Origin of the sequence: Streptomyces sp. NBC_00986, assembly GCF_045162565.1 — a bacterium.
In the GTDB taxonomy this organism is placed as follows: Bacteria; Actinomycetota; Actinomycetes; order Streptomycetales; family Streptomycetaceae; genus Streptomyces.
In genome coordinates this window covers 4895191-4921142 of the sequence record NZ_CP108733.1, presented here as the reverse complement: position 1 = coordinate 4921142, position 25952 = coordinate 4895191, and the positions used below count along the sequence as shown (strand labels likewise).

Sequence of the window (25952 nt, the reverse complement as noted above, 5' to 3'; positions counted from 1 at the left end):
GGTGCCCGCATGCCGACGCTTCCGTCCGCTTATCGGCAACGTTGTCCAGACCGTGCGGTGAGCGCTTTCCCTGTGCCTGTCCTAGGGGTTCTCGACCGGGTCTCGCTCACGATGCCCGCCCGCGAGGTCACCGCGCTCATCGGCCCCTCCGGCTGCGGCAAGTCGACCTTCCTGCGCATCCTCAACCGCATGCACGAACTGATCGGCTCCGCCTCGCTGGCCGGCCGGGTCCTGCTCGACGACGAGGACATCTACGACCGCGGCCGCCGCATCACCCACGCCCGCCGCCAGATCGGCATGGTCTTCCAGAAGCCCAACCCCTTCCCCGCCATGTCGATCTACGACAACGTCCTCGCCGGACTCAAGCTCAACGCCATCAAGGCGAGCCGCGACGGCAAGGACGACCTGGTCGAGGAGTGCCTGATCAAGGCGGGCCTGTGGAAGGAGGTCAAGGACCGCCTCCGCCAGCCCGGCGGCGCGCTCTCCGGCGGCCAGCAGCAACGCCTGTGCATCGCACGGTCGTTGGCGGTACGACCCCGGGTCCTCCTCATGGACGAACCCTGCTCGGCACTCGACCCGACCTCCACCCGGCGCATCGAGGAGACCATCGCCGAGCTCAAGTCCGAGGTGACCATCGTCATCGTCACCCACAACATGCAGCAGGCCGCCCGCGTCTCGGACAGCTGCGCCTTCTTCCTCGCCTCGCAGAACACCCCGGGCGTGATCGTCGAACACGGCGACACCCAGGCGATGTTCAACTCACCCCAGGACGAACGGACTTCGGACTACGTGAACGGACGGTTCGGATGACGGCACGGCCGGGAGCGGTGGTCCGGGCAGCCGTCGGTGTCGCGGCGACGCTCCTGCTCGTCGCCGGCTGCGGAGGTGGGGCGCGGGGCATGACCACGGCGGCAGGGCCGACGTCCACGACAGCCAAGACGACCACCCCGGCTGCCCTCGCACCACCGGTGCCGTCCGCGAAGTCCGCCGCCCCGACGACCTCCTCGGCCACTTCACGCCCCCGCACACCGGCATCGGTCCCGGCCGTCCCGTCCCCGTCCACCTCCGATGCCCGGGTGCCCGGCCCGGACCTCTCCCGGAAGGTCCCGTCCGCCGCTCCCCGCCGCACGCCCACGAGGTCCGCCACCCCCGGCACCGACACGGCGACGACCGGCCGCCCCACCGCCACCACGATCCGGATCGGCGGCTGGTCCTCGACGGTGGTCCGGGGCGGCCAGGCGGAGGTCGACGCGTGCCGGCACGCCGTGCAGTGGACGGGCCCCGCGATCGGCACCGAGGACGGCTACGAGCTGAGAACCGTGGTGATCGTCGGCCACGACTACTGCGGCTTCGACCGTTTCGCCACGCTGCCCGTCGGCACCAGGGTCAACATCAGTACCCCGCGCGGGACTTGGACGTACAAGGTCTACGCCCACTACGTCACCCCGGGCCGAGGCGTCCCGGCGGCAGGCCTCTACTGGGGCGACCTCACCCTCCAGTCCTGCGTGGGACCGGACACGGGGTTCAGCTACCTGATGCGTGACTGAACCCCGTACGCGGCTCCCGGTGAATCAGGGGGAGCCGGGCTGAAGTGACGGTGTCTCAGATACCGGCCGCGGCCGACAGGTCCCGCTTGATCGTCGCGAGGGTCTCGGCGGCCTGGGCCCGGGCGGCCGGGAGGTCGGCGTGCGCGGCGACGGGCACCACGACCTCCAGATAGCACTTCAGTTTGGGCTCGGTGCCGCTGGGCCGGACGATGACCCGGGCGCCGTCGAGCGTGTAGCGCAGCCCGTCCGTGGGCGGCAGCTTGTCGGTCCCCTCGTTCAGGTCCTCGGCCTTGGTGACGGCCAGCCCGGCGAGTGCGGTCGGGGGGTGCTCGCGCAACCGCCGCATGGCGTCCGCGATGACGGTCAAGTCCTCGACGCGGACGGAGAGTTGATCGGTGGCGTGCAGACCGTGCTCGACGGCGAGATCGTCCAGGAGATCGAGCAGATCACGTCCCTCGGCCTTGAGTTCGGACGCCAGCTCGGTGATGAGGAGGGCGGCGGTGATGCCGTCCTTGTCGCGCACGCCGTCCGGGTCCACGCAGTAGCCGAGGGCTTCCTCGTAGCCGTAGCGAAGGCCCTCCACCCGGGCGATCCACTTGAAGCCGGTGAGGGTCTCCTCGTAGGGCAGACCCGCCTTCTCGGCGATACGGCCCAGCAGGGACGAGGAGACGATCGACTCGGCGAAGGTGCCCTGGGCGCCGCGCCGGACGAGGTGGGCGGCGAGGAGCGCGCCGACCTCGTCGCCGCGGAGCATCCGCCAGTTCCCATCTGCTTTCACAGCCGCGGCGCAACGGTCGGCGTCGGGGTCGTTGGCGATGATCAGGTCCGGGTCCGTGGCGCGGGCCTGCGCGAAGGCGAGGTCCATCGCGCCGGGCTCCTCCGGGTTGGGGAACGCGACGGTCGGGAAGTCCGGGTCGGGCTCGGCCTGTTCGGCGACGAGCACGGGCTCCGGGAACCCGGCCCGCGCGAACGCGGCCAGCAGCACGTCCTTGCCGACGCCGTGCATCGCCGTGTAGACGGTGCGGGCGGTACGGGGGGAGCCGGGGGCGAGGACGGCGTCGGTGCGGGCGAGGTAGGCGTCGAGGACGCTGTCGTCGAGGGTTTCCCAGCCGGTGGTGGGCCGGGGCACGTCGTGCAGTGAGCCGATCGCCCCGATCTCGGCGGCGATCTCCGCGTCGGCCGGGGGCACGATCTGGGAGCCGTCGCCGAGGTAGACCTTGTAACCGTTGTCCCGGGGCGGGTTGTGGCTGGCGGTGACCTCCACGCCCGCGATCGCGCCCAAGTGCCGTATGGCGAAGGCGAGTACGGGGGTGGGGAGGGGGCGGGGCAGTACGGCGGCCTTCAGCCCCGCGCCGACCATCACGGCGGCGGTGTCGCGGGCGAAGTCGGCGGACTTGTGGCGGGCGTCGTAGCCGATGACGACGACTCCGTCGGTGTGGCCGGTCTTCTTGAGGTACGCGGCGAGTCCGGCGGCGGCCCGGATGACGACCGCACGGTTCATCCGCATGGGCCCGGCGCCGAGTTCGCCCCGCAGGCCGGCGGTCCCGAACTGGAGCGTCCCGCTGAAGCGCTCGGCGAGCTCGGCGACGTCCCCGGCGTCGATGAGCTTGGCGAGCTCGTCACGGGTGTCCGCGTCGGGGTCCTCGGCGAGCCAGGTCCTGGCCCGCGCGATGAGTTCGTCGTCGTGCACGTCGGGTGAGCCTTTCGTGGTGGCTGTTCGTCAGCGTCTTGGCTTCTTGGCTTTTTACGTCCGTTTCCCGCCTCACCAAGAAGGTCTGTTCCTCGGCTTCTGGATGCCCGAGACGGGTGGGTGGGTGGGTGGGAAACATCCGGGGGTCCAGGGGGCGGAGCCCCCTGGGGACGGTGCCTACAGCCGCCCGAGCACCTGGGCCAGCAGCGACCCCATCTGCGTGGCGGAATCCCGGCCGGCCTGGAGAACTTCCTCGTGGTTGAGAGGCTCACCCGTCATACCCGCGGCAAGGTTCGTCACCAGGGAGATCCCCAGCACCTCCGCACCCGCCTCGCGCGCAGCGATCGCTTCGAGCACCGTGGACATGCCCACGAGGTCCGCGCCGATCACCCGAGCCATCCGGATCTCCGCCGGAGTCTCGTAGTGCGGCCCGGGGAACTGGGCGTAGACACCCTCCTCCAGCGCCGGGTCGATCTCCTTGCACAGGGCGCGCAGCCGAGGCGAGTACAGATCCGTGAGGTCGACGAAATTCGCGCCGACGATGGGGGACGTGGCCGTGAGGTTGATGTGGTCGCTGATCAGCACGGGCTGGCCGGGACGCATGCCCTCGCGGAGCCCCCCGCAGCCGTTGGTCAGCACGATGGTCTTGCAGCCGGCGGCGACGGCGGTACGGACGCCGTGCGCGACGGCGGCGACCCCGCGGCCCTCGTAGTAGTGGGTACGGCCGAGGAAGACCAGCGCGCGCTTGTCACCGATCGCGTACGAGCGGATCCGGCCGCCGTGGCCCTCGACGGCCGGCGGCGGGAAACCGGGCAGCTCGGTGACGGGGAAGTCGGCCTCGGGTACGCCGAGGGCGTCGACGGCCGGTCCCCAGCCGGAGCCCATCACAAGGGCGACGTCGTGGGTCTCGGCGCCCGTCAGTTCGCGCAGGCGCGTGGCGGCGGCGTCAGCGGCGGCATGGGGGTCGCCCTGGATGTCGTCCGGAAGAAGAGATGCGTTCACGCCGATGAGCGTAGCTGGTCTGGGCCTACGCGCGTAGATGACAGAGCGCACGGGATGGCGATCGTTGTCTTGTCGTTTCCAACGAGACCTGTGACGGGCGTTATGTGTGGGAAACCCTCAGCGGAACCGCGGGGAACCCTCAGCAGGGCCGCTTCCGCAGCTCCATCACATAGTCGTGCGGGGCGCCGGCCGACTCGGCGGCGTCGGCGAGTTCACCGAGGTAACGGGCGGACGGGAGCCCTCCCTCGTAGCCATTGAGGACGTACACCCAAGCGGGTTCCTCGCCCTCCAGCGTGTGCACCCGCACCCGCATCCGGCGGTAGACGTCGAGGCCGACGCCCTCCCACCGGTCCATGGAGTCCTCGTCGGGCGGCGCGATCTCGTACAGCGCGACGAAGACCTGGGAGCGCGGGGCCTCCACGATCGTCGCGAGCGCGCCCTCCCAGCCCATGTGCTCGCCGCCGAAGGTCAGCCGCCACCCGTTCAGCCAGCCCGTGGCGCGCAACGGCGAGTGCGGGGCGCGGCGGGTCATCAGCCGCGCGTCGAGATTGCCGGCGTACGCGGCGTAGAGCGACATGCTTCGAGAGTACGGCAGCGAAACCACCCGCCACTCCCGTAACCACCGGTACCCGAGCCCCCGGACTTCCGTACTCACCAGTACCCGAGCCCACTGCCGAAAAGGCCCTCCGCGGCCCCGGCGACCGCACCTCCCGTCGCCCCCGGGCGGAAGCACCTTGATGCGTGCGGGACAATGGGGTACGTGACTCGGATCGTGATCATCGGTGGCGGACCCGGCGGCTATGAAGCGGCGCTGGTGGCAGCGCAGCTCGGCGCGGAGGTGACCGTCGTCGACTGCGACGGTCTGGGCGGGGCGTCGGTGCTGACCGACTGCGTCCCGTCGAAGACCCTTATCGCGACGGCCGAGGTGATGACCACCTTCGACTCGTCGTACGAGGAACTCGGCATCATCGTCGCCGACGACACCCCACCGCTGGAGCAGGCGGCCCGGGTCGTCGGCGTGGACCTCGGCAAGGTCAACCGCCGTGTGAAGCGCCTCGCGCTCGCCCAGTCGCACGACATCACCGCGTCCGTGACCCGGGCCGGCGCCCGTGTCATGCGCGGCCGTGGCCGGCTCGACGGCATGCAGGCGATCGACGGTTCCCGCAAGGTCATCGTGAAGGCCGCCGACGGCACCGAGGAGACCCTCGTCGCCGACGCCGTCCTCATCGCGACCGGCGGCCACCCCCGCGAGCTGGACGACGCCCGCCCGGACGGCGAGCGCATCCTGAACTGGACCCAGGTCTACGACCTCACCGAGCTCCCCGAAGAGCTGATCGTGGTCGGTTCCGGTGTCACGGGTGCCGAGTTCGCCGGCGCCTACCAGGCCCTCGGCTCCAAGGTCACCCTCGTGTCGTCCCGAGACCGCGTCCTGCCCGGCGAGGACCCCGACGCCGCCGCCGTACTCGAAGACGTCTTCCGGCGTCGCGGCATGAACGTCATGGCCCGCTCCCGCGCCCAGTCCGCCAAGCGCGTCGGCGACAAGGTCGAGGTCGTCCTCGCCGACGGCCGCGTCATCACCGGCTCGCACTGCCTGATGGCCGTCGGCGCCATCCCGAACTCCGCGGGCATGGGCCTGGAGGAGGCGGGCGTCAGGCTCCGCGACTCGGGCCACATCTGGACCGACAAGGTCTCGCGTACGACGGCTCCGGGCGTGTACGCGGCCGGTGACGTGACCGGGATCTTCGCGCTCGCCTCGGTGGCCGCTATGCAGGGCCGTATCGCGATGTACCACTTCCTGGGTGACGCGGTGGCCCCGCTGAACCTGAAGACGGTGTCGTCGAACGTCTTCACCGACCCGGAGATCGCCACGGTCGGCTACTCCCAGGCCGACGTCGACGGCGGCAAGATCGACGCCCGCGTCGTGAAGCTCCCGCTCCTCCGCAACCCGCGCGCGAAGATGCAGGGCATCCGCGACGGCTTCGTCAAGATCTTCTGCCGTCCCGGCACCGGCATCATCGTCGGCGGTGTGGTCGTGGCGCCCCGGGCCTCGGAACTGATCCACCCGATCTCGATCGCCGTCGACAACAACCTGACGGTCGAACAGATCGCGAACGCCTTCACCGTCTACCCGTCTCTTTCGGGCTCGATCGCCGAGGTGGCCCGGCAGCTCCACACACGGAAGGCGACGGGCGAAGTCTGAGCCGAAACGGACTCCCCGCTGGTCACGGGGAGTTGTCGACCATTCGGGCGGCATAGGCGGCGAGACTAGGCCCTATACCACTTCCCGTCCTGCTGTACGAACAACTTCCGTTATTCGGCGCAAACACCTGAAAGCAGACGGTCGTTGGGGTTACTGTCAGTTTCGTGTTCGCTGCAGAACGTCGCCAATTGATCCTCGAAATGGTGCGAGCGAATGGGGCCGTATCGCTCCGTGAGCTCGCCCGCGTCGTCCAGACCTCCGAAGTGACCGTACGGCGGGACGTGCGCGCACTGGAGGCAGAAGGACTCCTCGACCGCCGGCACGGCGGTGCGGTATTGCCGGGCGGGTTCACGCGAGAATCCGGCTTTCCGCAGAAATCGCATCTCGCGACCGCCGAGAAGACGGCCATCGCCGATCTCGCCGCCAGCTTCGTCGAAGAGGGCGAGGCGATTGTGGTGGGGGCGGGTACCACGACCCAGGAGCTGGCCCGCCGGCTCGCCCGGGTGCCCGGACTGACCGTCGTCACCAACTCCCTTCTGGTGGCCCAGGCGTTGGCCCATGCCAATCGCGTGGAGGTCGTCATGACCGGCGGCACCCTGCGCGGCTCCAACTACGCGCTGGTGGGCAGCGGGGCGGAACAGTCCCTCCAGGGCCTGCGTGTCTCCCGGGCCTTCCTCTCCGGGAGCGGACTGACCGCCGAGCGCGGCCTCTCCACGTCCAACATGCTCTCCGCGTCCGTCGACCGGGCCCTCGTCCAGGCGGCCGCCGAGGTCGTCGTCCTGGCCGACCACACCAAGCTCGGCACGGACACCATGTTCCAGACCGTGCCCACGGACGTCATCACCCGCCTCGTCACCGACGAGCCCCCGGCCCACGACGACCGGGCCGCCACGGAGTTGCAGGCGCTGGCCGACCAGGGGGTGCAGATCGCCGTGGCCGGCGCATCGGGAAGCCAGGGGGGTGACCAGACCCCGACACGGGACCAACGCCGCCGAGACGTCCCCCTCCCGGCACCGCGACGGGGTCAAGTACCGGGCGGTGGACCGGGGTTGAGGGCAGCGGGTGTGCTGGGCGGGGAGTCCCCTGAGCGGGAGCGCGCGGCAAGGGTGGCGGATCTGCGAAGGCGTTGACCGAGGGCCCGGCTTTCGGGTGCAGGCCCGGTGGGGGGCTGGTCGCGCAGTTCCCCGCGCCCCTTAAACGCAGGTCGGCTGCAACGGGCCCGTCTATTTAGGGGCGCGGGGAACTACGCCCCCTTGAAAACGCGGGTCAGCCCATGTCTTTTAGGGGCGCGGGGAACTGCGCGACCAGCCACGACGGCGCCGCACCCGAAGACCGAACCAGTGCTACGGCTTCAACCCGCGCAACGTCAACGTCAGCAACCTGTCCGCCAGTTCAGGATCCCCAGGATTGCCCTCAGCCGCGAGAGCGATCGCGTGGGTCAGCTGGAGAAGGTCGCCGATCTCGACATCCCCACGCACGTCACCCGCCTCCTGCGCCCGGAACAGCAACGCACCCCCCGCCTCCCGGATGGGATGACTGCACCGGGCCAGCGCGGACGACCCGTCATGGTCGACCGCCATCAACGCCCGGGAAAGCCCCCGGTACTCACTCGCGTGCGTCACCATCTCCCGCAACCACGTCACCAGAGCCACACACGGCTGCGGAGCCAACAGCAACTCCCGCGAACGCGCGAGGAGTTCACCCGCCGCGTCCTCGAAGACCGCGCTCATCAGGGACTGCCGATTGGGGAAGTGCCGGTACAGCGTGCCGATACCGACACCCGCACGCCGCGCCACGTCCTCCAGGGACGCGTCCGTGCCGTGCGCGGCGAAGCACACCCGGGCCTCGGCAAGCAGCCGCTCGTAGTTGCGGCGGGCATCGGCACGCAGCCCCGCCGGCGGCTTGGCTGTGTCGGCCATGGTTCCCACCTGCCCTCCTCGGCTCGTTCCCGTCAGCATGCCAGGCGTTGATTACAGAAGTGCCCGGCAAAGACAGGCTGTTCCTGTCCGCCGGGCACCTCTGAACGTGCGGTGGGTCAGTCCTTGATCTCGCAGATCGCCGCGCCGGACGTGATGGACGCACCGACCTCCGCGCCAAGTCCCTTGATCGTGCCGGACTTGTGCGCGTTCAGCGGCTGTTCCATCTTCATGGCTTCGAGTACGACGATGAGGTCGCCCTCCTTGACCTCCTGGCCCTCCTCGACCGCGACCTTGACGATCGTGCCCTGCATCGGCGAGGCGAGGGTGTCGCCGGAGGCGACGGGGCCGGACTTCTTGGCCGCGCGGCGCTTGGGCTTGGCCCCGGCGGCGAGGCCGGTGCGGGCCAGGGACATGCCGAGCGAGACCGGGAGGGAGACCTCCAGGCGCTTGCCGCCGACCTCGACGACGATCGTCTCGCGGTCCGCGTCCTCGTCCGCCTCGGCGTCCGTGGGAGCCGCGAAGGGCTTGATCTCGTTGACGAACTCGGTCTCGATCCAGCGGGTGTGGACCGTGAACGGGTCGGCGGAGCCGGTGAGTTCGGGGGCGAAGGCCGGGTCCTTGACGACCGCGCGGTGGAACGGGATGGCCGTGGCCATGCCCTCGACGGTGAACTCGTCCAGCGCACGCGCGGCACGCTGGAGCGCCTGCTCGCGGGTCGCGCCGGTGACGATCAGCTTGGCGAGGAGGGAGTCCCACGCCGGGCCGATGACCGAGCCGGACTCGACACCGGCGTCCAGGCGGACGCCCGGACCGGACGGCGCCGCGAACGTGGTGACGGTGCCGGGCGCGGGCAGGAAGCCGCGGCCCGGGTCCTCGCCGTTGATGCGGAACTCGAAGGAGTGGCCGCGCAGTTCGGGGTCGCCGTAGCCGAGTTCCTCGCCGTCGGCGATGCGGAACATCTCGCGGACGAGGTCGATGCCGGCGACCTCCTCGGTGACCGGGTGCTCCACCTGGAGGCGGGTGTTGACCTCGAGGAAGGAGATCGTGCCGTCCTGGCCGACGAGGAACTCGACGGTCCCGGCGCCGACGTAGCCGGCCTCCTTGAGGATCGCCTTCGAGGAGGCGTACAGCTCGGCGACCTGGGCGTCGGAGAGGAACGGCGCGGGCGCCTCCTCGACGAGCTTCTGGTGGCGACGCTGGAGGGAGCAGTCACGGGTGGACACGACGACCACGTTGCCGTGGGAGTCGGCCAGGCACTGGGTCTCCACGTGCCGCGGCTTGTCCAGGTAGCGCTCGACGAAGCACTCGCCGCGACCGAAGGCGGCGACCGCCTCGCGCACCGCGGAGTCGTACAGCTCGGGAACCTCTTCGAGCGTGCGGGCCACCTTCAGACCGCGACCGCCGCCACCGAAGGCGGCCTTGATCGCGATGGGCAGCCCGTGCTGCTCGGCGAACGCGACGACCTCGTCCGAACCCGACACCGGGTCCGGCGTACCGGCCACCAGCGGGGCACCGGCGCGCTGGGCGATGTGCCGGGCGGCGACCTTGTCACCGAGGTCCCGGATCGCCTGCGGCGGCGGCCCGATCCAGATCAGGTCCGCGTCGAGGACCGCCTGGGCGAACTCGGCGTTCTCCGACAGGAATCCGTAGCCGGGGTGGATGGCGTCGGCACCGGACTCGCGGGCCGCGCCCAGGACCTTGCCGATGTCCAGGTAACTGCTCGCCGGTGTGTCACCGCCCAGGGCGAACGCCTCATCCGCGGCGCGGACATGCAGAGCGTCCCGGTCCGGGTCGGCGTATACGGCCACGCTCGCGATCCCGGCGTCCCGGCAGGCCCGGGCTACGCGGACAGCGATTTCGCCACGATTGGCGATGAGCACCTTGCGCACGATTGAGGCTCCCTCCTTGAAACAAGCCGAGTTTAGGGACTGCCGACACGGCGCATCGACCCGTCCCCAGTGGTGAGCTTGCCCACACGGAGCGTGATGCGAGGCCTGCTCGACCCGCGAAATCCCTTGTCGCACCTCGGTACGCAGGACTCCTCGTGGAAACCCTAGCTCTCCGGTGTGGGCAAGGTCTCTGTGAGAGCGTGCCGCGTGCCACGCCGTTTCTTTGTGGAGTCCCTACGAATGGCCCAATGATTCTTTGCCCCCAACGCAACCCTTGTCCCGCGGTTTACCCGTTAGTAGCGTTCGGGTTGTCTCGAACGTACTTGAGGTAACAAGGCTCTTGATCGAGCGGTAGTCGGAAGTGGGTGGGGCCGGTGGTGCGCAGGCCGGTGGCATGGATCTTGGCGCTCGTCCTCTTCGTGGAGGCGCTCGGAGTGGCCGCGCTGAACTGGTTCCTGGGGATCGTCGTCGACCGCCAGGACATGTCCCTGGCCGGTCTCGACCCGGACGCGATGTCCATCTCCTCGAAGGTCGGCGGCATAGTCTTCGGCCTCTACTTCGCCCTGTGCGGAGTGGTCGCCCTCCTCGTCGCCCTGCGCGACCGGGCCCCGGCCGGCTTCGGCCGCATCCTGCTGATCAGCGTGGCCGTGGTGCACGGCCTGCTGGGCGCGTTCGCGTGGGGTCTGGTGGGCCCGGGAGCGTTCGTGTCCATGGTGGTCGTGCTCGGCCTGGTCGTCCTGCTCCTGATGACGTACGACCGCCTGGAAGCCCCGTCCGAGGGGAGCCCCGAGCAGGGCGAGAGCGAGGGTCCGGGGCAGATCGCTCCGCCGGCCGCCCCCAGCCCCTCCTGATCATCCCTCCCGGGGTGTCCACAACTCCGTGATGCCGACGCCCAGTTGGGTCAGCAGGCGGCGAACGAGCGGCAGGCTGATGCCGATCACGTTGCCGTGGTCGCCGTCGATGCCCTCGATGAACGGTGCCGACAGGCCGTCGAGGGTGAACGCCCCGGCGACGTAGAGGGGTTCGCCCGAGGCGACGTACGCGGCGATCTCGGCGTCGGTCGGTTCGCCGAAACGGACGACGGTGGACGCGGTCGCCGAGACGTACCGGCCGCTCGTCGTGTCGTAGACGCAGTGCCCGGTCTGGAGGGTCCCGGCCCGCCCGCGCATCGCCTTCCAGCGGGCGGTGGCCTCCTCGGCGTCGGCGGGCTTGCCGAGGGCTTCGCCGTCGAGGTCGAGCACGGAGTCGCAGCCGATCACGAGCGCACCCTTTACCTCGGGCTTCGCGGCGACGACGGAGGCCTTGGCCTCGGCGAGCGCGAGGGCGAGTTCGGCCGGGGTGGGGGCGCTGACGGCGTCCTCGTCGACCCCGCTGACGATCACCTCGGGGTCCAGTCCGGCCTGGCGCAGCAGGCCCAGCCGGGCGGGGGACTGGGAGGCGAGCACGAGTCGGCGGCGCGGCTGATCTGTCATGCGTTCAGAGTATCGGCGTGGCTCTGGGCCCTCACGTCAGCCCGAGCACGATCATCGCCAGCACCATCGCGAGCGCCATGAGAATCCCGAGCCGCCGCAACATGACCTCTGTCTCCCGCAGGTCTTTGGGAGGCTCGTCATCGGGGTCGGACCACAACATGCTTCCGAGCTTGCGGCGATTTGGGCCGGGGCGCCTGAGTACGGGTACTCAACTCTTCCAAAAGGGCCTGTGGTTCCGTTAGTCTAATGGAACCGAGGTTCCCTTTGGAGGGTGTGTCATGTTCGCCACTGCCTGGACCGCGTCACCCCAGCTCCCCAGCGAAGGCTTCACTCCGAACTGGTCCCGTGAGGGGTTCTGGCGTCAGTCGTTGCGCCAGGTCGTGCGGTTGACGGCGGGTGGGGAGCGGGTTCGGGTGCGGTTCTCCAATGCGTACGGGAACTCGCCGGTGAGGATCGCTGCGGGCTCTGTGGCCGCCGGTGGGGTTGTGGTGCGGCTGGCCTTCGAGGGCTCGCCGGAGGGGGAGATGCCCGCGCGGGGGGAGTTGGTGAGTGACTCGGTCCAACTCGCCGTAGAAGCAGGGGAGTCGGTGGCCGTCACGCTGTACTTCGACTCGGCCACCGGACCGGCCACCTTCCATGCGCAGGCCTTTGCGACCAGCTGTCGGGGCGCGGGGAGTCTGCTGGGTGGGGGCGGGAACGAGTTCACCGAGTCGAGTGAGTCGTGGTACTTCCTGTCCGCCGTCGAGACCGACTCCGGGCGCACGGACGGGATTGTTCTTTTTGGTGACTCCATCACCGACGGGTTCGGGTCTACGACGGGGGCCGATCGGCGGTGGTCGGACGCGTTGGCCTCGCGGACGGGGCGGGCCGTGCTGAACGCGGGGATCGGGGGGAATCTGCTGCTCAACGACTCCGCGTGGTACGGGGAGCGGGGGGTGCGCCGGTTTGAGCGTGATGTGCTTCAACTGGCCGGGGTTGACACGGTCGTTGTGTTGCTGGGGCTCAATGACATCGGGTTCAGCGAGACGGATGTGCAGCCTACGTACAAGCCGGCGCCGGTGGTTTCGGCGGGTGAAGTCATCGCCGGGTATCGGGAGTTGATACGGCAAGCCCGTGAACTCTCAGTGATCGGGGCGACCTTGTTGCCGTTCGGGGGGTCGGATCACTGGGGGGAGCGGGCGGCGAAGGTCAGTCATGAGGTCAACGAGTGGGTTCGTTGCTCGGGGGAGTTTGACCGGGTCGTTGACCTGAATCGGGTGATGGCCGATCCGGGTGAATCGGATCGGCTGCACCCTGCTTATGACTTCGGGGATCAACTGCACCCCAATGACGAGGGGTACGGGGTGATGGCTGAGGCTGTGTTGCGTTGTTTGTAGGGCGCGGGTCCGTTGTGGCTGGTCGCGCAGTTCCCCGCGCCCCTAGGTGACTTCTAGCCCGGCCAGAAAGTGCGGGTCCATGCACTGGGCCCTGGGTGGGGGAGCCTCGCGGAAGCGATACGTGACGGGTCGGACCAGGCGTCCCGCTGTCTCGGGGCGCCCGGCGATGTGGTCGCCGCCGCGGCTGCGCGCGCTCTGACTACCGCCAAGGCCGCTGCCAGTTCCTCCGGGGTCGGGTTGCCCCGTACGACTTTGATGTTCATGGGGGCTGCTCCTCTACAGGGGGATGTTGCCGTGCTTCTTCGGGGGCAACGACTCGCGCTTGGTGCGGAGTTGGCGTAGGCCCCGGACGACGTGGCGGCGGGTGTCGGAGGGGAGGACGACCGCGTCGATGTAGCCGCGTTCGGCCGCGATGTAGGGGTTGAGGAGGGCGTCCTCGTACTCCTGGATCAGGCGGGCCCTCGTCGCCTCCACGTCGCCTGCCGCCTCCGCCTCCGCGATCGTGCGGCGGTGCAGGATGTTGACCGCGCCCTGGGCGCCCATGACGGCGATCTGGGCGGTCGGCCAGGCGAGGTTGAGGTCGGCGCCGAGGTGCTTGGAGCCCATGACGTCGTAGGCGCCGCCGAAGGCCTTGCGGGTGATCACCGTGATCAACGGGACTGTTGCTTCTGCGTACGCGTAGATCAGTTTTGCGCCTCGGCGGATGATGCCGTAGTGCTCCTGGTCCACCCCGGGGAGGAAGCCGGGGACGTCCACGAAGGTGATGACCGGGACGTTGAACGCGTCGCAGGTGCGGACGAAGCGGGCCGCCTTCTCGGACGCGTCGATGTCCAGGCAACCCGCGAACTGCATCGGCTGGTTGGCGACGATGCCCACCGGGCGGCCCTCGACCCGGCCGAAGCCGGTGAGGATGTTCGGGGCGAACAGCGGCTGCGTCTCGAAGAACTCGGCGTCGTCCAGGACGTGTTCGATCACCGTGTGCATGTCGTACGGCTGGTTCGCGCTGTCCGGGACCAGCGTGTCCAGCTCGCGGTCCTCGTCCGTGACGGTGAGGTCCGCCTCCTCGGGGAACGCCGGGGGCTCGCTGAGGTTGTTGGACGGCAGGTACGACAGCAACTGCTTGACGTACTCGATCGCGTCCTTCTCGTCGCCCGCCATGTGATGGGCCACGCCCGACACCGAGTTGTGGGTGCGCGCGCCGCCCAACTCCTCGAAGCCGACGTCCTCGCCCGTGACCGTCTTGATGACGTCCGGGCCGGTGATGAACATGTGCGAGGTCTGGTCGACCATCACCGTGAAGTCGGTGATCGCGGGGGAGTACACCGCGCCGCCCGCGCACGGGCCTACGACCAGGCTGATCTGGGGGATCACGCCGCTCGCGTGTGTGTTGCGGCGGAAGATCTCGCCGTACGCGCCGAGGGAGGCCACGCCCTCCTGGATGCGGGCGCCGCCGGAGTCGTTGATGCCGATGACCGGGCAGCCCGTCTTCAGGGCGAAGTCCATCACCTTGACGATCTTCTGGCCGTAGACCTCGCCCAGGGCGCCGCCGAAGACCGTGAAGTCCTGGGAGAACACGGCGATGGGGCGGCCGTCGACCGTGCCGTACCCGGAGACGACTCCGTCGCCGTAGGGGCGGTTCTTCTCCAGGCCGAAGTCCGTGGAACGGTGCCGGGTCAACTCGTCGAACTCGACGAAGGACCCCTCGTCGAGGAGCAGGTCGATCCGCTCACGGGCCGTCAACTTGCCCTTGGCGTGCTGCTTTTCGACCGCACGTGCCGAGCCGGCGTGCGTCGCTTCCTGGATACGGCGCTGAAGATCCGCGATCTTCCCGGCGGTGGTGTGGATGTCGATCTCTTGAGGCGCTTCCGGCTCGGACATCGGGATTGCGGCTCCCTGCCTGCTCAAAAGGGGGACGGGTTACTCATCCGTAGAGTAGTGGCGGGCCTACCGATCGGCAGTGCGGCGTACAACACACCTTGAGTGGCTTGCACGACACACACCTAGGGTGGCTTGCATGACGCCGCGAGATGCCTCAGACGAGAACAACAGTCGTTGGTCCGACCTGGACCGTCCGCCGCTCAACGGTGCGGCGCTGCGCAAGGGCCTGGTGCGGGACGGCGGCCACAGGGGCCTTTACTGCGACATCGAGGTCGTGCAGCGCACAGGATCCACCAACGCCGACCTCATGGCCCTGGCACTCGCGGGGAACGCCGAAGAAGGTGCGGTGCTCGTCGCCGAGGAGCAGACCGCCGGGCGTGGGCGGCTCGACCGGCAGTGGTCGGCACCGGCCCGCTCGGGGCTGTTCTTCTCCGTGCTCCTGGAGCCGAACGATGTTCCCGTGGCCCGCTGGGGCTGGCTCCCGCTGCTCACCGGGGTCGCCGTCGCGACGGGCCTGTCCCGGGCGGCCGGCGTGGACACGGCACTCAAGTGGCCCAACGACCTCCTGGTGACTGTCGGCGGCGAGGAACGCAAGGCCGGCGGCATCCTCGCCGAGCGCGCGGGCGACGACGCGGTGATCGTCGGCGTCGGCATCAACGTCACCCTGCGCGAGGACGAGCTGCCCGTCCCCCAGGCGGCCTCCTTGGCTCTGGCGGGGGCGGTCACGACCGACCGCGATCCCCTCCTGCGGGCGGTTCTGCGGTCCCTGGAGCACTGGTACGACAAGTGGCGCTCGGCGGGCGGCGACCCGCTGGAGAGCGGCCTCCAGGAGACCTACGCGGCCGGCTGCTCGACGCTCGGCCGGGTCGTCCGGGCCGAACTGCCCGGCGACCGGTCCATCACCGGGGAGGCCGTCGCGATCGACGGCGACGGGCGGCTCGTCCTCGCGACGGAGGACGGCGTACAGGAGCCCGTGGGGGCGGGCGACATCGTCCACCTGCGCCCCGCGTGACCCCGACCGCTCTTGTGGCGGCTCTTCCCATGTGACTCAAGGAGTGAGCTGGCCCACACCTGCCGTAGCATTGGGCCCGGTCGATACCTGACCGTGGCAGATCGGAAGGGCAGCAGGCGTGACCGTCGACGACACGGGCTCCGGCGCGGACGCGGACGGCCGGGTGGCCCCCGATGCCGCCGAACCCGGCGAGGATCCCCTCGCGCTGCGTCTCGAAGGACTCATCCTCGGCGCGGAGCGCCGCTACACCCCCTTCCAGGCGGCCCGCACCGCCGGCGTCTCCATGGAGCTGGCCACGCGCTTCTGGCGGGCCATGGGCTTCGCCGACGTCGGCCAGGCCAAGGCGTTCACGGAGGCCGACGTCCTCGCGCTGCGGCGCCTGGCCGGTCTCGTCGAGGCGGGGCTGTTGAGCGAGGCGATGGCCGTGCAGGTGGCCCGTTCCACCGGGCAGACCACCGCGCGGCTGGCCGGCTGGCAGATGGACTCGTTCCTGGAGGGCCTGACCGAGCCCCCGGAACCGGGCATGTCCCGCACCGAGGTGACGTACCCGATCATCGAGCTGCTCCTGCCCGAGCTGGAGGAATTCCTCGTCTACGTCTGGCGCCGCCAGCTCGCCGCCTCGGCCGGCCGGGTCGTCCAGGCGGGCGACGACGAGGAGATGGTCGACCGGCGCCTGGCCGTCGGCTTCGCCGACCTGGTGGGCTTCACGCGGCTGACCCGCCGCATGGAGGAGGAGGAACTCGGCGAACTCGTCGAGGCCTTCGAGACCACGGCCGCCGACCTCGTGGCAGCGCGCGGTGGCCGCCTCATCAAGACCCTGGGCGACGAGGTCCTCTTCTCCGCGGACGATGCCGGGGTCGCCGCCGAGATCGCCCTGCGCCTCATCGAGACCATGGCCAACGACGAGACGATGCCCGAACTCCGCGTCGGCATCGCCTTCGGCACGGTGACGACCCGCATGGGCGACGTCTTCGGCACGACGGTCAACCTCGCCTCCCGGCTCACGTCGATAGCGCCTCGCGACGCCGTCCTGGTGGACAGCGCCTTCGCCGAGGAGCTGATCCGCAGCGGCGAGGCCCCGGCCTCGGAGGCGGAGGCGGCGGAAGCCGCGGCCACGGCCGAGAAGGAGGGCGAGGACCCCCCGACGTACCGCTTCGCCCTCCAGCCGATGTGGCAACGACCCGTGCGCGGCCTGGGAGTTGTCGAACCCTGGCTCCTCACCCGCCGGGATTCGTCACCGGCGTAGCCCCAACTCGCTTACGTGGGTCAGTGGTTGGCGAGTCCGTCCACGCAGAGCCCGATGATCGGCACGCACAGACTCGGCCGACTCGGCGCGGGGACGGGGGAGTTGGCGGTCCGGCTGGGTGTGGGCGTGGGCGTCGGCGTGGGAGTCGAGGTCGGCCGGGGGGCCGGCGCCTGAGGCGGAGGCGTGGTGGCCGTCGTCGTCTCCGGGACGGTCGTCGGGTCCGCGTCCGCGGCTGCCGGCGGCGTCGCGGTCGCGTACGGAGTCGGTACGACCCCGGAGGTCGTCGTAGGGCTGGGAGTGATGCCGCCCATCACCGAGGTCGCGGACGGGATCGCGGTCGGGTCGGCGCTGATGGTCGCGGCGGCGTTGGCGGGCCGGTCGGTGCCGTCCGTGGCGCCGGTGCCCGGGTCCGGGCGGGGTTCCGCCTCCGCCGTACCCAGCCCGCCGACTCCCGACTCGGGCGCCAGCCGTACGAGGCTCAGCACCCCGGCGGCCACGGCGAGCCCCCCGACGGCGAGCAGGACCTTGCGGGGCCGGGGACGCCGGTGCCGACCCCTGGGCAGGGGCGGCGGCGCTATGTCCGCCGCGCCCTCTGCCGACTGCGCCTTCGTGGTCGTCGTCACGATCCCTCCCCTGTGGTGTGGCGGACGCACGTTATGCGCTTCTACGGGCGGTGCGGCGGGAGTTGGGCGGGATGTCACCCGAACGGGGAAGCCGCGTGCGATGATCGGGGCGAGGTCTGTTAACCCACGTTAACCAGGAGGCGGTCATGGGCGAGGAGCGGTCCGAGTCACGGTTCGGGGAGTTCGTGGTGGTGCGGCGGCACGGGTGCGTCGCGGAACTGGTCCTGGACCGGCCGAAGGTCATGAACGCGGTCTCCACGGCGATGGCGGTCTCGATCGCCGAGGCCTGCACGGCGCTGGCGGCGGACCGGGACGTACGCGTGACCGTGGTGACGTCGTCGCACGAACGGGCGTTCTGTGTGGGCGCGGACCTGAAGGAACGCAACTCCCTCACGGATGCGGAACTCGTACGCCAGCGCCCGGTCGCACGCGGCGCGTACACCGGCGTCCTGGAGCTCCCCATGCCGACGATCGCCGCCGTCCACGGCTTCGCCCTCGGTGGCGGCTTCGAACTCGCCCTGTCCTGCGACCTGATCGTGGCGGACGGCACGGCCGTGGTGGGGCTGCCGGAGGTGTCGGTGGGCGTGATCCCGGGAGGCGGCGGCACCCAGCTGCTCCCTCGCCGGGTGGGCGCGGCGAGGGCAGCCGAACTGATCTTCACCGCACGGCGGTTGGAGGCACCCGAGGCGTCGGAACTGGGTCTGGTGGATGTCCTGGTGGAGCCGGGGCGGGACCGCGAGGAGGCCCTCGCCCTGGGCGTGCGCATCGCCGCGAACTCCCCGGTCGGCCTGCGCGCGGCCAAGCGAGCCCTGCGCCTCGGTCACGGCCTGGATCTGCGCACCGGCCTTGAGGTCGAGGACGCTGCCTGGCGCTCGGTGGCGTTCTCGGGGGACCGGGCGGAGGGCGTGGCGGCGTTCAACGAGAAGCGGAAGCCGGAGTGGCCGGGGGAGTAGCGGGGGAGGAAGAGGGGGTTTGTGTGCGTTGCCGGGTGCGGGTTCGTTGGGGCTGGTCGCGCAGTTCCCCGCGCCCCTGGGGGATTGGGGCCGGCCGGGTTGGTGGGCGGTCCCCGCTGTCGTTCATCCGCTCATGGCACCGACCCCCTGGGGGCGCGGGGAACTGCGCGACCAGCCCCCACCGGGCCCGCACCCGGCACGCAACCCAAGGCTCATGACACCTGTTCGCCGCATCAATGTCCCGCTATGTCCCAAACCTCCCTAGCCTGGAGTGATGGGTGAGGACAGGCGGCTCGCGGCCGTGGTGGAGCTGGCGCAGGGGATGGCGGCGGCGCACACCCCGCGCGAGTCCTGGCGGGCCGCGGCAGCCGGCGCGTGCCGGGCGCTGGACGGCAGTTTCGCCGCGCTCTCGGTGTGGGAGCGCGAGCTGGGGCGCCTGCGGGTCCTGGTGAACGTGGGGGAGCGCGCCGAGGGCGAGGAGGAGTTCCCGGACGGCGAGACCTACCCGGTGCACCAGTTCCCCGAGATCACCGAGTTCCTGCACGAACGCTGGGCAGGCGGCGGCGAGCCCAACGCCTGGGTCGAGACCGCCGAGGGCCCGGCCGCGGGCAGCCCCGGTTACTGCCACCAGCGCGTGGCCGCCCTACGGCGTCGTAGGCGCGGATGCTGTGTCGTCGCCCCGATCGTCCTGCACGGGCGCGCGTGGGGCGAGCTGTATGTGGCCCGGCCGGTCGGTGCGCCCGTCTTCGGCCGGGGGGACGCCGATTTCGCGACCGTCCTCGCCTCCGTCGTCGCGGCCGGGATCGCGCAGACCGAGCGGCTGGAGGAGGCGCGGCGGCTGGCGTTCACGGACGCGCTCACCGGGCTCGCCAACCGCCGTGCCGTCGACGTACGGCTCGACGAGGCGATCGAGCGGCACCGGCGTGACGGGGTCGTCGTCAGCCTCGTCGTGTGCGACCTCAACGGGCTCAAGCGCGTCAACGACACCCAAGGGCATGCCGTGGGGGACCGGTTGCTTGAGCGCTTCGGTTCGGTGCTGTCGTTGTGCGGGGCGATGCTGCCCGGCGCACTCGCCGCGCGGCTCGGCGGGGACGAGTTCTGCCTGCTCGCGGTCGGGCCGCCTGCCGATGAAGTGGTCGACGCGGCGGTCGAACTCTGCCGCCGCGCCGCCGAGTTGGAGCTGGGCGAGGGTGTTGCGTGCGGGGTCGCGTCGACGGAGGATCCGATCGGGGCGGTGCGCTCCGGCCGCCGACTCTTCCGGCTGGCGGATGCCGCTCAGTACCGCGCGAAGGCCCTCCGTGCGGACAAGCCGGTGGTCGCCGGGCGGGACGGGCCGGATGATCCGGTGGTGCGGCTCGCGGACTCCCCCACGCCGGAGATGCCTGCCGAGCGGCGCCGCTTCCGGGGCCGCCGGACGTGACCTACCTGTAAGGGTCTAAGGGGTCACCCGGTAGTGACATCGCTGCATTCAATGCGTACGCTCCTGAATATGGATATGCACACTGTGGTGGTGGGGACGTCCGGGGTCACCGCGTCCGACGTTCTTGCCGTGGCGCGTGGGGGCGCCCGGATCGAGCTTTCCGGTGAGGCCGTCGCGGCGCTCGCCGCGGCGCGGGAGATCGTGGACGCGCTGGCCGCGAAGCCGGAGCCCGTGTACGGGGTGAGCACCGGGTTCGGGGCGTTGGCGTCCCGGCACATCAGCCCGGAACTGCGGGCACAGTTGCAGCGCAACATCGTTCGTTCGCACGCCGCCGGGATGGGGCCGCGGGTGGAGCGGGAGGTCGTGCGCGCGCTCATGTTCCTGCGGCTCAAGACCGTCTGCTCCGGTCACACCGGTGTGCGGCCCGAGGTCGCGCAGACCATGGCCGACGTCCTCAACGCCGGGATCACGCCCGTCGTCCACGAGTACGGCTCCCTCGGCTGCTCCGGCGACCTGGCCCCGCTCTCGCACTGCGCGCTGACGCTCATGGGCGAGGGCGACGCCGAGGGCCCGGACGGAGTTGTGCGGCCCGCCGGTGAACTGCTCGCCGAACACGGCATCGCGCCGGTCGAGTTGCGCGAGAAGGAGGGCCTCGCCCTTCTCAACGGCACCGACGGCATGCTCGGCATGCTGGTCATGGCGCTCGCCGACCTCGACATGCTCTACAAGTCCGCCGACGTCACGGCCGCCCTCTCCCTGGAGGCGCTGCTCGGCACAGACAAGGTCCTCGCGCCCGAGCTGCACGCCATCCGCCCGCACCCCGGGCAGGGTGCCAGCGCCGCCAACATGCTTGCCGTGCTTGCCGGTTCGGAGCTCACCGGTCACCACCAGGACGGCGCGCCCCGCGTCCAGGACGCGTATTCGGTGCGGTGTGCTCCGCAGGTCGCCGGTGCCGGACGCGACACGATCGCGCACGCACGGCTCGTCGCGGAGCGGGAGTTGGCGTCCGCCGTCGACAACCCCGTTGTGCTGCCCGACGGTCGGGTCGAGTCCAACGGCAACTTCCATGGCGCGCCCGTGGCTTACGTCCTCGACTTCCTCGCCATCGCCATCGCCGACCTCGGTTCGATCGCCGAGCGCCGTACCGACCGGCTGCTCGACAAGAACCGTTCGCACGGGCTGCCGCCGTTCCTCGCGGACGACGCCGGTGTCGACTCCGGGCTGATGATCGCCCAGTACACGCAGGCCGCGCTGGTGAGTGAGATGAAGCGGCTGGCGGTGCCCGCCTCCGCCGACTCCATCCCCTCCTCCGCGATGCAGGAGGACCACGTCTCCATGGGCTGGTCGGCCGCGCGCAAGCTCCGCACCGCCGTCGACAACCTCACCCGGATCATCGCCGTCGAGCTGTACGCGGCGACGCGCGCCGTCGAACTGCGCGAGGGGCTGGCGCCGGCGCCGGCGTCCCGTGCGGTCATCGATGCCGTGCGGGCGGCGGGAATTGAGGGTCCCGGGCCGGACCGGTTCCTGTCTCCCGACCTCGCGGCGGCGGATGCGTTCGTGCGGGGCGGGCATGTCGTAGAGGCCGTGGAGAAGGTCACCGGGCCGCTGCGGTAGGGCAGTTGGGGCCCAGCCGTGGCAACGGCCGGGCCCCGTACGTCACTTCAGCTTGGCGGACTGCGCGGTGATCACCGCGGCCGGGACCGTGTAGGCCTTGTCGGCGACCATCGCGCCGACGTTCATCGTGTAGTACGTCGCGACGACGTTCCCGTGGCGGACGACCACGGCGTGCGAGACGGGGGTCGTGCCGTCCTCGGCGTCCGGCTCGCCGTACGCCGCGTACGCCACCGACTCGTCGCCGGTCCCCGAGCCCTTCTCGGCGCTGACCTTGGTGAACTTCTGCGGTTCGCCGCCGGCCGTCCCCGTGAAGCCGCCGGAGCAGCCCGCGACCGCGTCGGACACGGCCTTGAAGGCCTTCTCGGCGCCGTCACCGTCGTACGACGAGAGCCCGACCATCGTCAGGTCGACGCTCATGGAGTCGGTGAGGGCCTTCTCGACCTCGTCGGCGCTCATGTCCTCCACGTCGGTGGAGGCGGCGGCCGAGGGCTTCTTGTCGGCGGTGGCCATGCGGTTGGTCTCCGCGGGCGCGTCGGCCGGGGCGACGCCGCTCAGGACGTAGAGAAGGGGCCGGCACTTCGCGTCGCCCTTGATGCCGCTCCTGCCGCCGGGGAGCGCGTCGGCGGCCGCGACCTTGTAGCCGTCGACATCGCCCTGGGCGAGGATCAGCTTCTTCAACTCGGCGGCGGTGTGCGCCTTGTCGGTGTTCTTCTGCGAACCCTGCGCGGCGTTCTCGGTGTTGCTCTCGGCCTTGTCCGAACCGCCGTCGGAGCAACCGGTGATGAGGGCCAGCGACAGTGCGCCCACCGCGACGGTGACGCACAGCCGTATGCCCGATGATCTCTTCATGAGCGGACTATGAAGCTTGAGTCAAGGAAGCGTCAAGCCAGTTAAAAGCCCAGGCGTTCCCGTCGTACCGAATACGCCACGAAACCGGCGCCGAGGCCGAGGAACACCGTGCCGCCGACGATGTACGGCGTGGTGTTCGGGCTGCCGGTGTCGGCGAGTTGGGTGTCGTGGGCGGAGGCGGTGACGGCCGTCGAGGTGACCCGGGCCTGCTGGGTGACCTGGGAAGTCGGGGTCGCCGAAGTCTCCACTCTGGCCTGGTCGGTCACCGTCGCGTTGGCGGAGGGGACGAACCAGAGGGCGCCCAGCAGGGTGCCCGCGGCGGTGGCGGTCAGCATCGTTCGGCGAGCGGTTGACACGGAATATCGATCCCCTTGTGGCGCTGGCGAATTGGCCGTGTGGAGCGATGCTAATGAACTGTGCGGGTCGCGGGAAAGTCGCGGGAGCCGCGGGCCGTACGCTCCCGGCATGAGCACCCAAGAGACATCACGTTTTGTACGCCTTCGTGTCGAACTCGTTCTTGAAGTGGAGAACGAGGACGCCGTGACCAAGGCCGCGCTGGCCAAGATCGCCGAGGATCCCGAGCTGCCCGGCGACGAGCGCGGGCACGCCGAGACCGCTGTGACGGAAGACACCGCCGAGGCGCTCGCGTATCTCGTGGACCCGTTCGACCTGGTCAGCGAGATGCCCGGCGTCGAGCTGGCCCAGGCCTCGTGGAGCAGTGAGGAGATCGACTACGACCCGGATTCGCCGGATTGGGACCTCGACGAGGATGATGTCGACGGCGATGAGGAAGCAGACGGGGTGGCAGTGGTCGGCTGAGCCGTGCGCGGGAGCAGATGACCCCGGGCGGCAACCGCTGCCCGGGGTTTCGTCGTCCCAGGGATGTCAGGGGCCACGGTGGACGTGGTGTGCCCCACATCCGGTGGGTAGGCGGAACGGGACGCGGCAGTCGTAGCGTTGGTTTCTTAAGAAACTGTTTACGGGGCGCTCGGGGTTTTTGGGGATTCGGCAACGATGGAGAAGCGTGTGATGACGGACAGTAAGCGGCGCAAGGGTCTTGTGGCCGCGTCCGCACTGCTCGGCGGTGTGCTCGTGCTCACGGCGTGTTCCGGCAGCGACGACAAGTCGTCCGGGAGCGATTCGAGCCAGAGCTCACAGTCCAAGGCCGACGAGGCGGCCGCGAAGAAGTCCTCCGAGGCACAGATCAAGATCACGCCGGCGGACGGTTCGGACAACGCCTCCATCAACAACTCGGCCACGGTGAAGGTCAGCAAGGGCACGCTCACGGCCGTGACGATGACGACCGCGGACGGCAAGGCCGTCGCGGGCACCATCTCCGCCGACAAGCTCAGCTGGAAGCCCAGCGCGCAGCTGGACCGCTCGACCACGTACAAGGTCGCGGCCACCGCGAAGGACTCCGCGGGGCTCGCCGCCCACGAGAACGCCTCCTTCACCACGGTCTCCCCGGCCAACAGCTTCATAGGGAACTTCACGCCCGAGGACGGCTCGACGGTCGGCGTCGGCATGCCGGTGTCGATCAACTTCAACAAGGCGATCACGAACAAGGCCGCCGTCCAGAAGGGCATCACGGTCACCTCCACCAGCGGCCAGGAAGTCGTCTGCCACTGGTTCAACACCCAGCGCATGGACTGCCGCCCGGACGAGTACTGGAAGGAGAACTCCACCGTCACGCTGAAGCTCGCGCTCGACGGTGTGGAGGGCGCTTCCGGGGTCTACGGCGTGCAGCAGAAGACGGTCACCTTCCACATCGGCCGCAACCAGGTCTCGTACGTCGACGCGAAGTCGAAGCAGATGAAGGTGGAGCAGGACGGCAAGGTGATCAAGACGATCCCGATCTCCGCCGGTTCCCCCGAACACACCACGTACAACGGCCAGATGGTCATGTCCGAGAAGTTCACGCAGACCCGCATGAACGGCGCGACGGTCGGTTTCACGGATGACGACGGCAAGGGCGAGTACGACATCAAGGACGTCCCCCACGCCATCCGCCTCACCAGCTCCGGCACGTTCATCCACGGCAACTACTGGGGCTCGCCCTCGGTGTTCGGCTCCGTCAACACGAGCCACGGCTGCGTGGGCCTGCAGGACGTGAAGGGCGCGGGCGACAAGAACATGCCGGCGGCGTGGTTCTACAACAACTCGATGGTCGGCGACGTGGTCGTCATCTCCAACACGGGTGACAAGACGGTGTCTCCGGACAACGGCCTCAACGGCTGGAACATGGACTGGGCGCAGTGGAAGGCGGGGTCGGCGGTCTGATCCGACCCGACCTGACCTGTCGACTCCGGTCAACTCCGGTACGCGTGAAGGCGGTTGCCCCTGAATGGGGGTGACCGCCTTTTCGTGATACCTTCGGCGCCGCCGTGTACCACTGCGCATTCGAGGAGGTGAGTCCGATCAACGCTGTGACAGGTCGGGGCTCCCTCCCTTGCATGGTCTAGGGAGCGCCCGCACGAGGCACTTCCGAAAGGCTTGAAACGCTGATGCGGTTCACCTCCCAGACGTCGTCGGACGGCGTCACCGAACAGTTCTTCACCCTCGACGAGATCCCCGGCGTGCTGTGGACGCCGGAAGACCCCCGCGGCACTCGTCCCCTGATTCTGCTGGGGCACGGCGGTGGGCAGCACAAGACGGCCCCCGGTACCGTGTCCCGCGCACGCCGCTATGCCGCCGACGGATTCGCGGTCGTCGCGATCGACGCGCCCAACCACGGCGACCGGCCCAAGGACGAGGGGTTCGGCCGGGTCGTGGCCGACATGCGAGCAGGCATGGCCGCCGGCGAGAATCCGGGCGCGCTGGTCGCGGGAATGCACGGCTATCTGGCCTCTCGGGCCGTCGCGGACTGGCAGGCGGTCCTGACCGCGGTCCAGCGCCTCGACCACGTCGGCGTCGGCCCTGTGGGCTACTGCGGCTTGTCTATGGGCTGCGGTCTCGGCATCCCGCTCATCGCCGCGGAACCCCGGATCCGGGCCGCGGTGCTGGGCCTGCTCGGCGTGCAGGGGCTGGCCGAGGACGCCGCGCGGATCACCGTGCCGGTGCAGTTCCTGGTCCAGTGGGACGACCAGTTGGTGCCGCGGGACGAGTGCCTGGCGTTGTTCGACGCCCTGGCCTCGGCCGAGAAGACGCTGCACGCCAACCCCGGCAGCCACGGAGATGTGCCGTCGTTCGAAGTGGACAGCTCGCTGCGGTTCTTCGCCCGGCATCTGAGCTGACACGAGCTCGCGGCACCTGGGGGTCTACT

Annotated in this window: 27 protein-coding genes; 14 read left to right on the top strand and 13 right to left on the bottom strand. The window is 70.0% G+C overall.

The features are described 5' to 3' along the window. The first annotated feature begins 57 nt into the window (after positions 1-57). Positions 58-810 carry a phosphate ABC transporter ATP-binding protein gene (locus tag OG504_RS21425; RefSeq protein WP_405991281.1) on the top strand — a complete coding sequence of 251 codons (753 nt, stop codon included), beginning with the start codon at positions 58-60 and terminating at the stop codon, positions 808-810. Continuing rightward, positions 807-1547: a hypothetical protein gene (locus OG504_RS21420; protein ID WP_405991280.1), complete on the top strand. Its 741-nt coding sequence runs from the start codon at positions 807-809 to the stop codon at positions 1545-1547. The genes OG504_RS21425 and OG504_RS21420 overlap by 4 nt, the downstream gene beginning before the upstream one ends. 55 nt (positions 1548-1602) lie before the next feature. Here OG504_RS21420 and OG504_RS21415 read toward each other — a convergent pair whose 3' ends face one another. From OG504_RS21415 to OG504_RS21405, 3 genes are all read right to left on the bottom strand, one after another. Further along, on the bottom strand, positions 1603-3237 hold the full coding sequence (locus OG504_RS21415) for a phospho-sugar mutase (protein ID WP_405991279.1): 1635 nt from the start codon (positions 3235-3237) through the stop codon (positions 1603-1605). A gap of 177 nt (positions 3238-3414) precedes the next feature. Beyond that, a complete protein-coding gene (locus tag OG504_RS21410) occupies positions 3415-4239 on the bottom strand; it encodes a purine-nucleoside phosphorylase (protein ID WP_405991278.1) in 825 nt (274 codons plus the stop codon). A 139-nt stretch (positions 4240-4378) separates the two neighbouring features. Beyond that, a complete protein-coding gene (locus tag OG504_RS21405; protein ID WP_019055782.1) occupies positions 4379-4816 on the bottom strand; it encodes a gamma-glutamylcyclotransferase in 438 nt (145 codons plus the stop codon). Between the two features lie 174 nt (positions 4817-4990). Between OG504_RS21405 and OG504_RS21400 the strand changes: the two genes are divergently transcribed. Both OG504_RS21400 and OG504_RS21395 read left to right on the top strand, forming a co-directional pair. Further along, positions 4991-6439 carry an NAD(P)H-quinone dehydrogenase gene (locus tag OG504_RS21400; protein WP_262056026.1) on the top strand — a complete coding sequence of 483 codons (1449 nt, stop codon included), beginning with the start codon at positions 4991-4993 and terminating at the stop codon, positions 6437-6439. Positions 6440-6603: 164 nt separating this feature from the next. After that, complete coding sequence (locus OG504_RS21395; protein ID WP_405991277.1) at positions 6604-7569, top strand: DeoR/GlpR family DNA-binding transcription regulator; 966 nt, start codon at positions 6604-6606, stop codon at positions 7567-7569. 213 nt (positions 7570-7782) lie between these two features. Here OG504_RS21395 and OG504_RS21390 read toward each other — a convergent pair whose 3' ends face one another. Both OG504_RS21390 and OG504_RS21385 read right to left on the bottom strand, forming a co-directional pair. Then, complete coding sequence (locus OG504_RS21390; protein WP_405991276.1) at positions 7783-8358, bottom strand: TetR/AcrR family transcriptional regulator; 576 nt, start codon at positions 8356-8358, stop codon at positions 7783-7785. 116 nt (positions 8359-8474) lie between these two features. Then, on the bottom strand, positions 8475-10247 hold the full coding sequence (locus OG504_RS21385) for an acetyl/propionyl/methylcrotonyl-CoA carboxylase subunit alpha (RefSeq protein WP_405991275.1): 1773 nt from the start codon (positions 10245-10247) through the stop codon (positions 8475-8477). 389 nt (positions 10248-10636) lie between these two features. Between OG504_RS21385 and OG504_RS21380 the strand changes: the two genes are divergently transcribed. Then, positions 10637-11098 carry a hypothetical protein gene (locus OG504_RS21380; RefSeq protein ID WP_405991274.1) on the top strand — a complete coding sequence of 154 codons (462 nt, stop codon included), beginning with the start codon at positions 10637-10639 and terminating at the stop codon, positions 11096-11098. On the opposite strand, the gene OG504_RS21375 is transcribed toward OG504_RS21380, so the two are convergent. The 3 genes from OG504_RS21375 to OG504_RS21365 all read right to left on the bottom strand — a co-directional run bounded on the left by OG504_RS21375 (position 11099) and on the right by OG504_RS21365 (position 12338). Continuing rightward, the gene (locus OG504_RS21375; RefSeq protein ID WP_405991273.1) at positions 11099-11719 is read right to left on the bottom strand and encodes a Maf family protein; all 621 of its coding nucleotides are present in this window, start codon (positions 11717-11719) and stop codon (positions 11099-11101) included. 31 nt (positions 11720-11750) lie between these two features. Then, the gene (gene mmpB / locus OG504_RS21370) at positions 11751-11879 is read right to left on the bottom strand and encodes a morphogenic membrane protein MmpB (RefSeq protein ID WP_267885198.1); all 129 of its coding nucleotides are present in this window, start codon (positions 11877-11879) and stop codon (positions 11751-11753) included. A gap of 201 nt (positions 11880-12080) precedes the next feature. Further along, positions 12081-12338 (bottom strand): hypothetical protein, encoded by a 258-nt coding sequence (locus tag OG504_RS21365; RefSeq protein ID WP_405991272.1) that lies wholly within the window; start codon positions 12336-12338, stop codon positions 12081-12083. Here OG504_RS21365 and OG504_RS21360 point away from each other — a divergent pair. Next, positions 12307-13095: an SGNH/GDSL hydrolase family protein gene (locus OG504_RS21360; protein WP_405991271.1), complete on the top strand. Its 789-nt coding sequence runs from the start codon at positions 12307-12309 to the stop codon at positions 13093-13095. The genes OG504_RS21365 and OG504_RS21360 overlap by 32 nt on opposite strands. Before the next feature lie 53 nt (positions 13096-13148). On the opposite strand, the gene OG504_RS21355 is transcribed toward OG504_RS21360, so the two are convergent. Both OG504_RS21355 and OG504_RS21350 read right to left on the bottom strand, forming a co-directional pair. Beyond that, entirely contained in the window at positions 13149-13358 is a 210-nt protein-coding gene (locus tag OG504_RS21355) for an acyl-CoA carboxylase subunit epsilon (protein ID WP_405991270.1), read from the bottom strand. Between the two features lie 13 nt (positions 13359-13371). Continuing rightward, positions 13372-14973, bottom strand: coding sequence for an acyl-CoA carboxylase subunit beta (locus OG504_RS21350; protein ID WP_405991269.1), 1602 nt, complete (start codon positions 14971-14973; stop codon positions 13372-13374). Positions 14974-15109: 136 nt separating this feature from the next. Between OG504_RS21350 and OG504_RS21345 the strand changes: the two genes are divergently transcribed. After that, positions 15110-15985, top strand: a complete 876-nt coding sequence (locus tag OG504_RS21345) for a biotin--[acetyl-CoA-carboxylase] ligase (protein WP_405991268.1) — start codon at positions 15110-15112, stop codon at positions 15983-15985. A gap of 118 nt (positions 15986-16103) precedes the next feature. Next, positions 16104-17231: an adenylate/guanylate cyclase domain-containing protein gene (locus OG504_RS21340; protein WP_405991267.1), complete on the top strand. Its 1128-nt coding sequence runs from the start codon at positions 16104-16106 to the stop codon at positions 17229-17231. Positions 17232-17251: 20 nt separating this feature from the next. On the opposite strand, the gene OG504_RS21335 is transcribed toward OG504_RS21340, so the two are convergent. After that, positions 17252-17854: a hypothetical protein gene (locus tag OG504_RS21335; RefSeq protein ID WP_405991266.1), complete on the bottom strand. Its 603-nt coding sequence runs from the start codon at positions 17852-17854 to the stop codon at positions 17252-17254. Between the two features lie 146 nt (positions 17855-18000). Here OG504_RS21335 and OG504_RS21330 point away from each other — a divergent pair, with 146 nt between their 5' ends. The 3 genes from OG504_RS21330 (at position 18001) to hutH (ending at position 21841) form a co-directional block, all read left to right on the top strand. After that, on the top strand, positions 18001-18807 hold the full coding sequence (locus OG504_RS21330; RefSeq protein WP_405991265.1) for an enoyl-CoA hydratase/isomerase family protein: 807 nt from the start codon (positions 18001-18003) through the stop codon (positions 18805-18807). A 274-nt stretch (positions 18808-19081) separates the two neighbouring features. Further along, positions 19082-20227, top strand: a complete 1146-nt coding sequence (locus tag OG504_RS21325) for a sensor domain-containing diguanylate cyclase (protein ID WP_365305433.1) — start codon at positions 19082-19084, stop codon at positions 20225-20227. 75 nt (positions 20228-20302) lie between these two features. After that, on the top strand, positions 20303-21841 hold the full coding sequence (hutH, locus tag OG504_RS21320) for a histidine ammonia-lyase (RefSeq protein ID WP_405996392.1): 1539 nt from the start codon (positions 20303-20305) through the stop codon (positions 21839-21841). Positions 21842-21883: 42 nt separating this feature from the next. Here hutH and OG504_RS21315 read toward each other — a convergent pair whose 3' ends face one another. Continuing rightward, positions 21884-22690: a hypothetical protein gene (locus OG504_RS21315; protein WP_405991264.1), complete on the bottom strand. Its 807-nt coding sequence runs from the start codon at positions 22688-22690 to the stop codon at positions 21884-21886. A gap of 41 nt (positions 22691-22731) precedes the next feature. Then, positions 22732-23025: an LAETG motif-containing sortase-dependent surface protein gene (locus tag OG504_RS21310; RefSeq protein WP_405868721.1), complete on the bottom strand. Its 294-nt coding sequence runs from the start codon at positions 23023-23025 to the stop codon at positions 22732-22734. A 130-nt stretch (positions 23026-23155) separates the two neighbouring features. Between OG504_RS21310 and OG504_RS21305 the strand changes: the two genes are divergently transcribed. From OG504_RS21305 to OG504_RS21295, 3 genes are all read left to right on the top strand, one after another. Next, positions 23156-23509 (top strand): hypothetical protein, encoded by a 354-nt coding sequence (locus OG504_RS21305; protein ID WP_033280241.1) that lies wholly within the window; start codon positions 23156-23158, stop codon positions 23507-23509. A gap of 210 nt (positions 23510-23719) precedes the next feature. Then, positions 23720-24970 (top strand): Ig-like domain-containing protein, encoded by a 1251-nt coding sequence (locus OG504_RS21300; RefSeq protein ID WP_405991263.1) that lies wholly within the window; start codon positions 23720-23722, stop codon positions 24968-24970. Between the two features lie 224 nt (positions 24971-25194). Further along, complete coding sequence (locus tag OG504_RS21295) at positions 25195-25923, top strand: dienelactone hydrolase family protein (protein WP_405991262.1); 729 nt, start codon at positions 25195-25197, stop codon at positions 25921-25923. Positions 25924-25952: the final 29 nt, after the last annotated feature.

Excerpts from the sequence above, each read along its gene's own strand:
- OG504_RS21420 (WP_405991280.1), top strand. The coding sequence starts at position 807 with ATGACGGCACGGCCGGGAGCGGTGGTCCGGGCAGCCGTCGGTGTCGCG.
- OG504_RS21405 (WP_019055782.1), bottom strand. The coding sequence starts at position 4,816 with ATGTCGCTCTACGCCGCGTACGCCGGCAATCTCGACGCGCGGCTGATG.
- OG504_RS21400 (WP_262056026.1), top strand. The coding sequence starts at position 4,991 with ATGGGGTACGTGACTCGGATCGTGATCATCGGTGGCGGACCCGGCGGC.
- OG504_RS21390 (WP_405991276.1), bottom strand. The coding sequence starts at position 8,358 with ATGGCCGACACAGCCAAGCCGCCGGCGGGGCTGCGTGCCGATGCCCGC.
- OG504_RS21375 (WP_405991273.1), bottom strand. The coding sequence starts at position 11,719 with ATGACAGATCAGCCGCGCCGCCGACTCGTGCTCGCCTCCCAGTCCCCC.
- mmpB (WP_267885198.1), bottom strand. The coding sequence starts at position 11,879 with ATGTTGTGGTCCGACCCCGATGACGAGCCTCCCAAAGACCTGCGGGAG.
- OG504_RS21355 (WP_405991270.1), bottom strand. The coding sequence starts at position 13,358 with ATGAACATCAAAGTCGTACGGGGCAACCCGACCCCGGAGGAACTGGCA.
- OG504_RS21350 (WP_405991269.1), bottom strand. The coding sequence starts at position 14,973 with ATGTCCGAGCCGGAAGCGCCTCAAGAGATCGACATCCACACCACCGCC.
- OG504_RS21345 (WP_405991268.1), top strand. The coding sequence starts at position 15,110 with ATGACGCCGCGAGATGCCTCAGACGAGAACAACAGTCGTTGGTCCGAC.
- OG504_RS21330 (WP_405991265.1), top strand. The coding sequence starts at position 18,001 with ATGGGCGAGGAGCGGTCCGAGTCACGGTTCGGGGAGTTCGTGGTGGTG.
- OG504_RS21325 (WP_365305433.1), top strand. The coding sequence starts at position 19,082 with ATGGGTGAGGACAGGCGGCTCGCGGCCGTGGTGGAGCTGGCGCAGGGG.
- hutH (WP_405996392.1), top strand. The coding sequence starts at position 20,303 with ATGCACACTGTGGTGGTGGGGACGTCCGGGGTCACCGCGTCCGACGTT.
- OG504_RS21315 (WP_405991264.1), bottom strand. The coding sequence starts at position 22,690 with ATGAAGAGATCATCGGGCATACGGCTGTGCGTCACCGTCGCGGTGGGC.
- OG504_RS21310 (WP_405868721.1), bottom strand. The coding sequence starts at position 23,025 with ATGCTGACCGCCACCGCCGCGGGCACCCTGCTGGGCGCCCTCTGGTTC.
- OG504_RS21305 (WP_033280241.1), top strand. The coding sequence starts at position 23,156 with ATGAGCACCCAAGAGACATCACGTTTTGTACGCCTTCGTGTCGAACTC.
- OG504_RS21300 (WP_405991263.1), top strand. The coding sequence starts at position 23,720 with ATGACGGACAGTAAGCGGCGCAAGGGTCTTGTGGCCGCGTCCGCACTG.
- OG504_RS21295 (WP_405991262.1), top strand. The coding sequence starts at position 25,195 with ATGCGGTTCACCTCCCAGACGTCGTCGGACGGCGTCACCGAACAGTTC.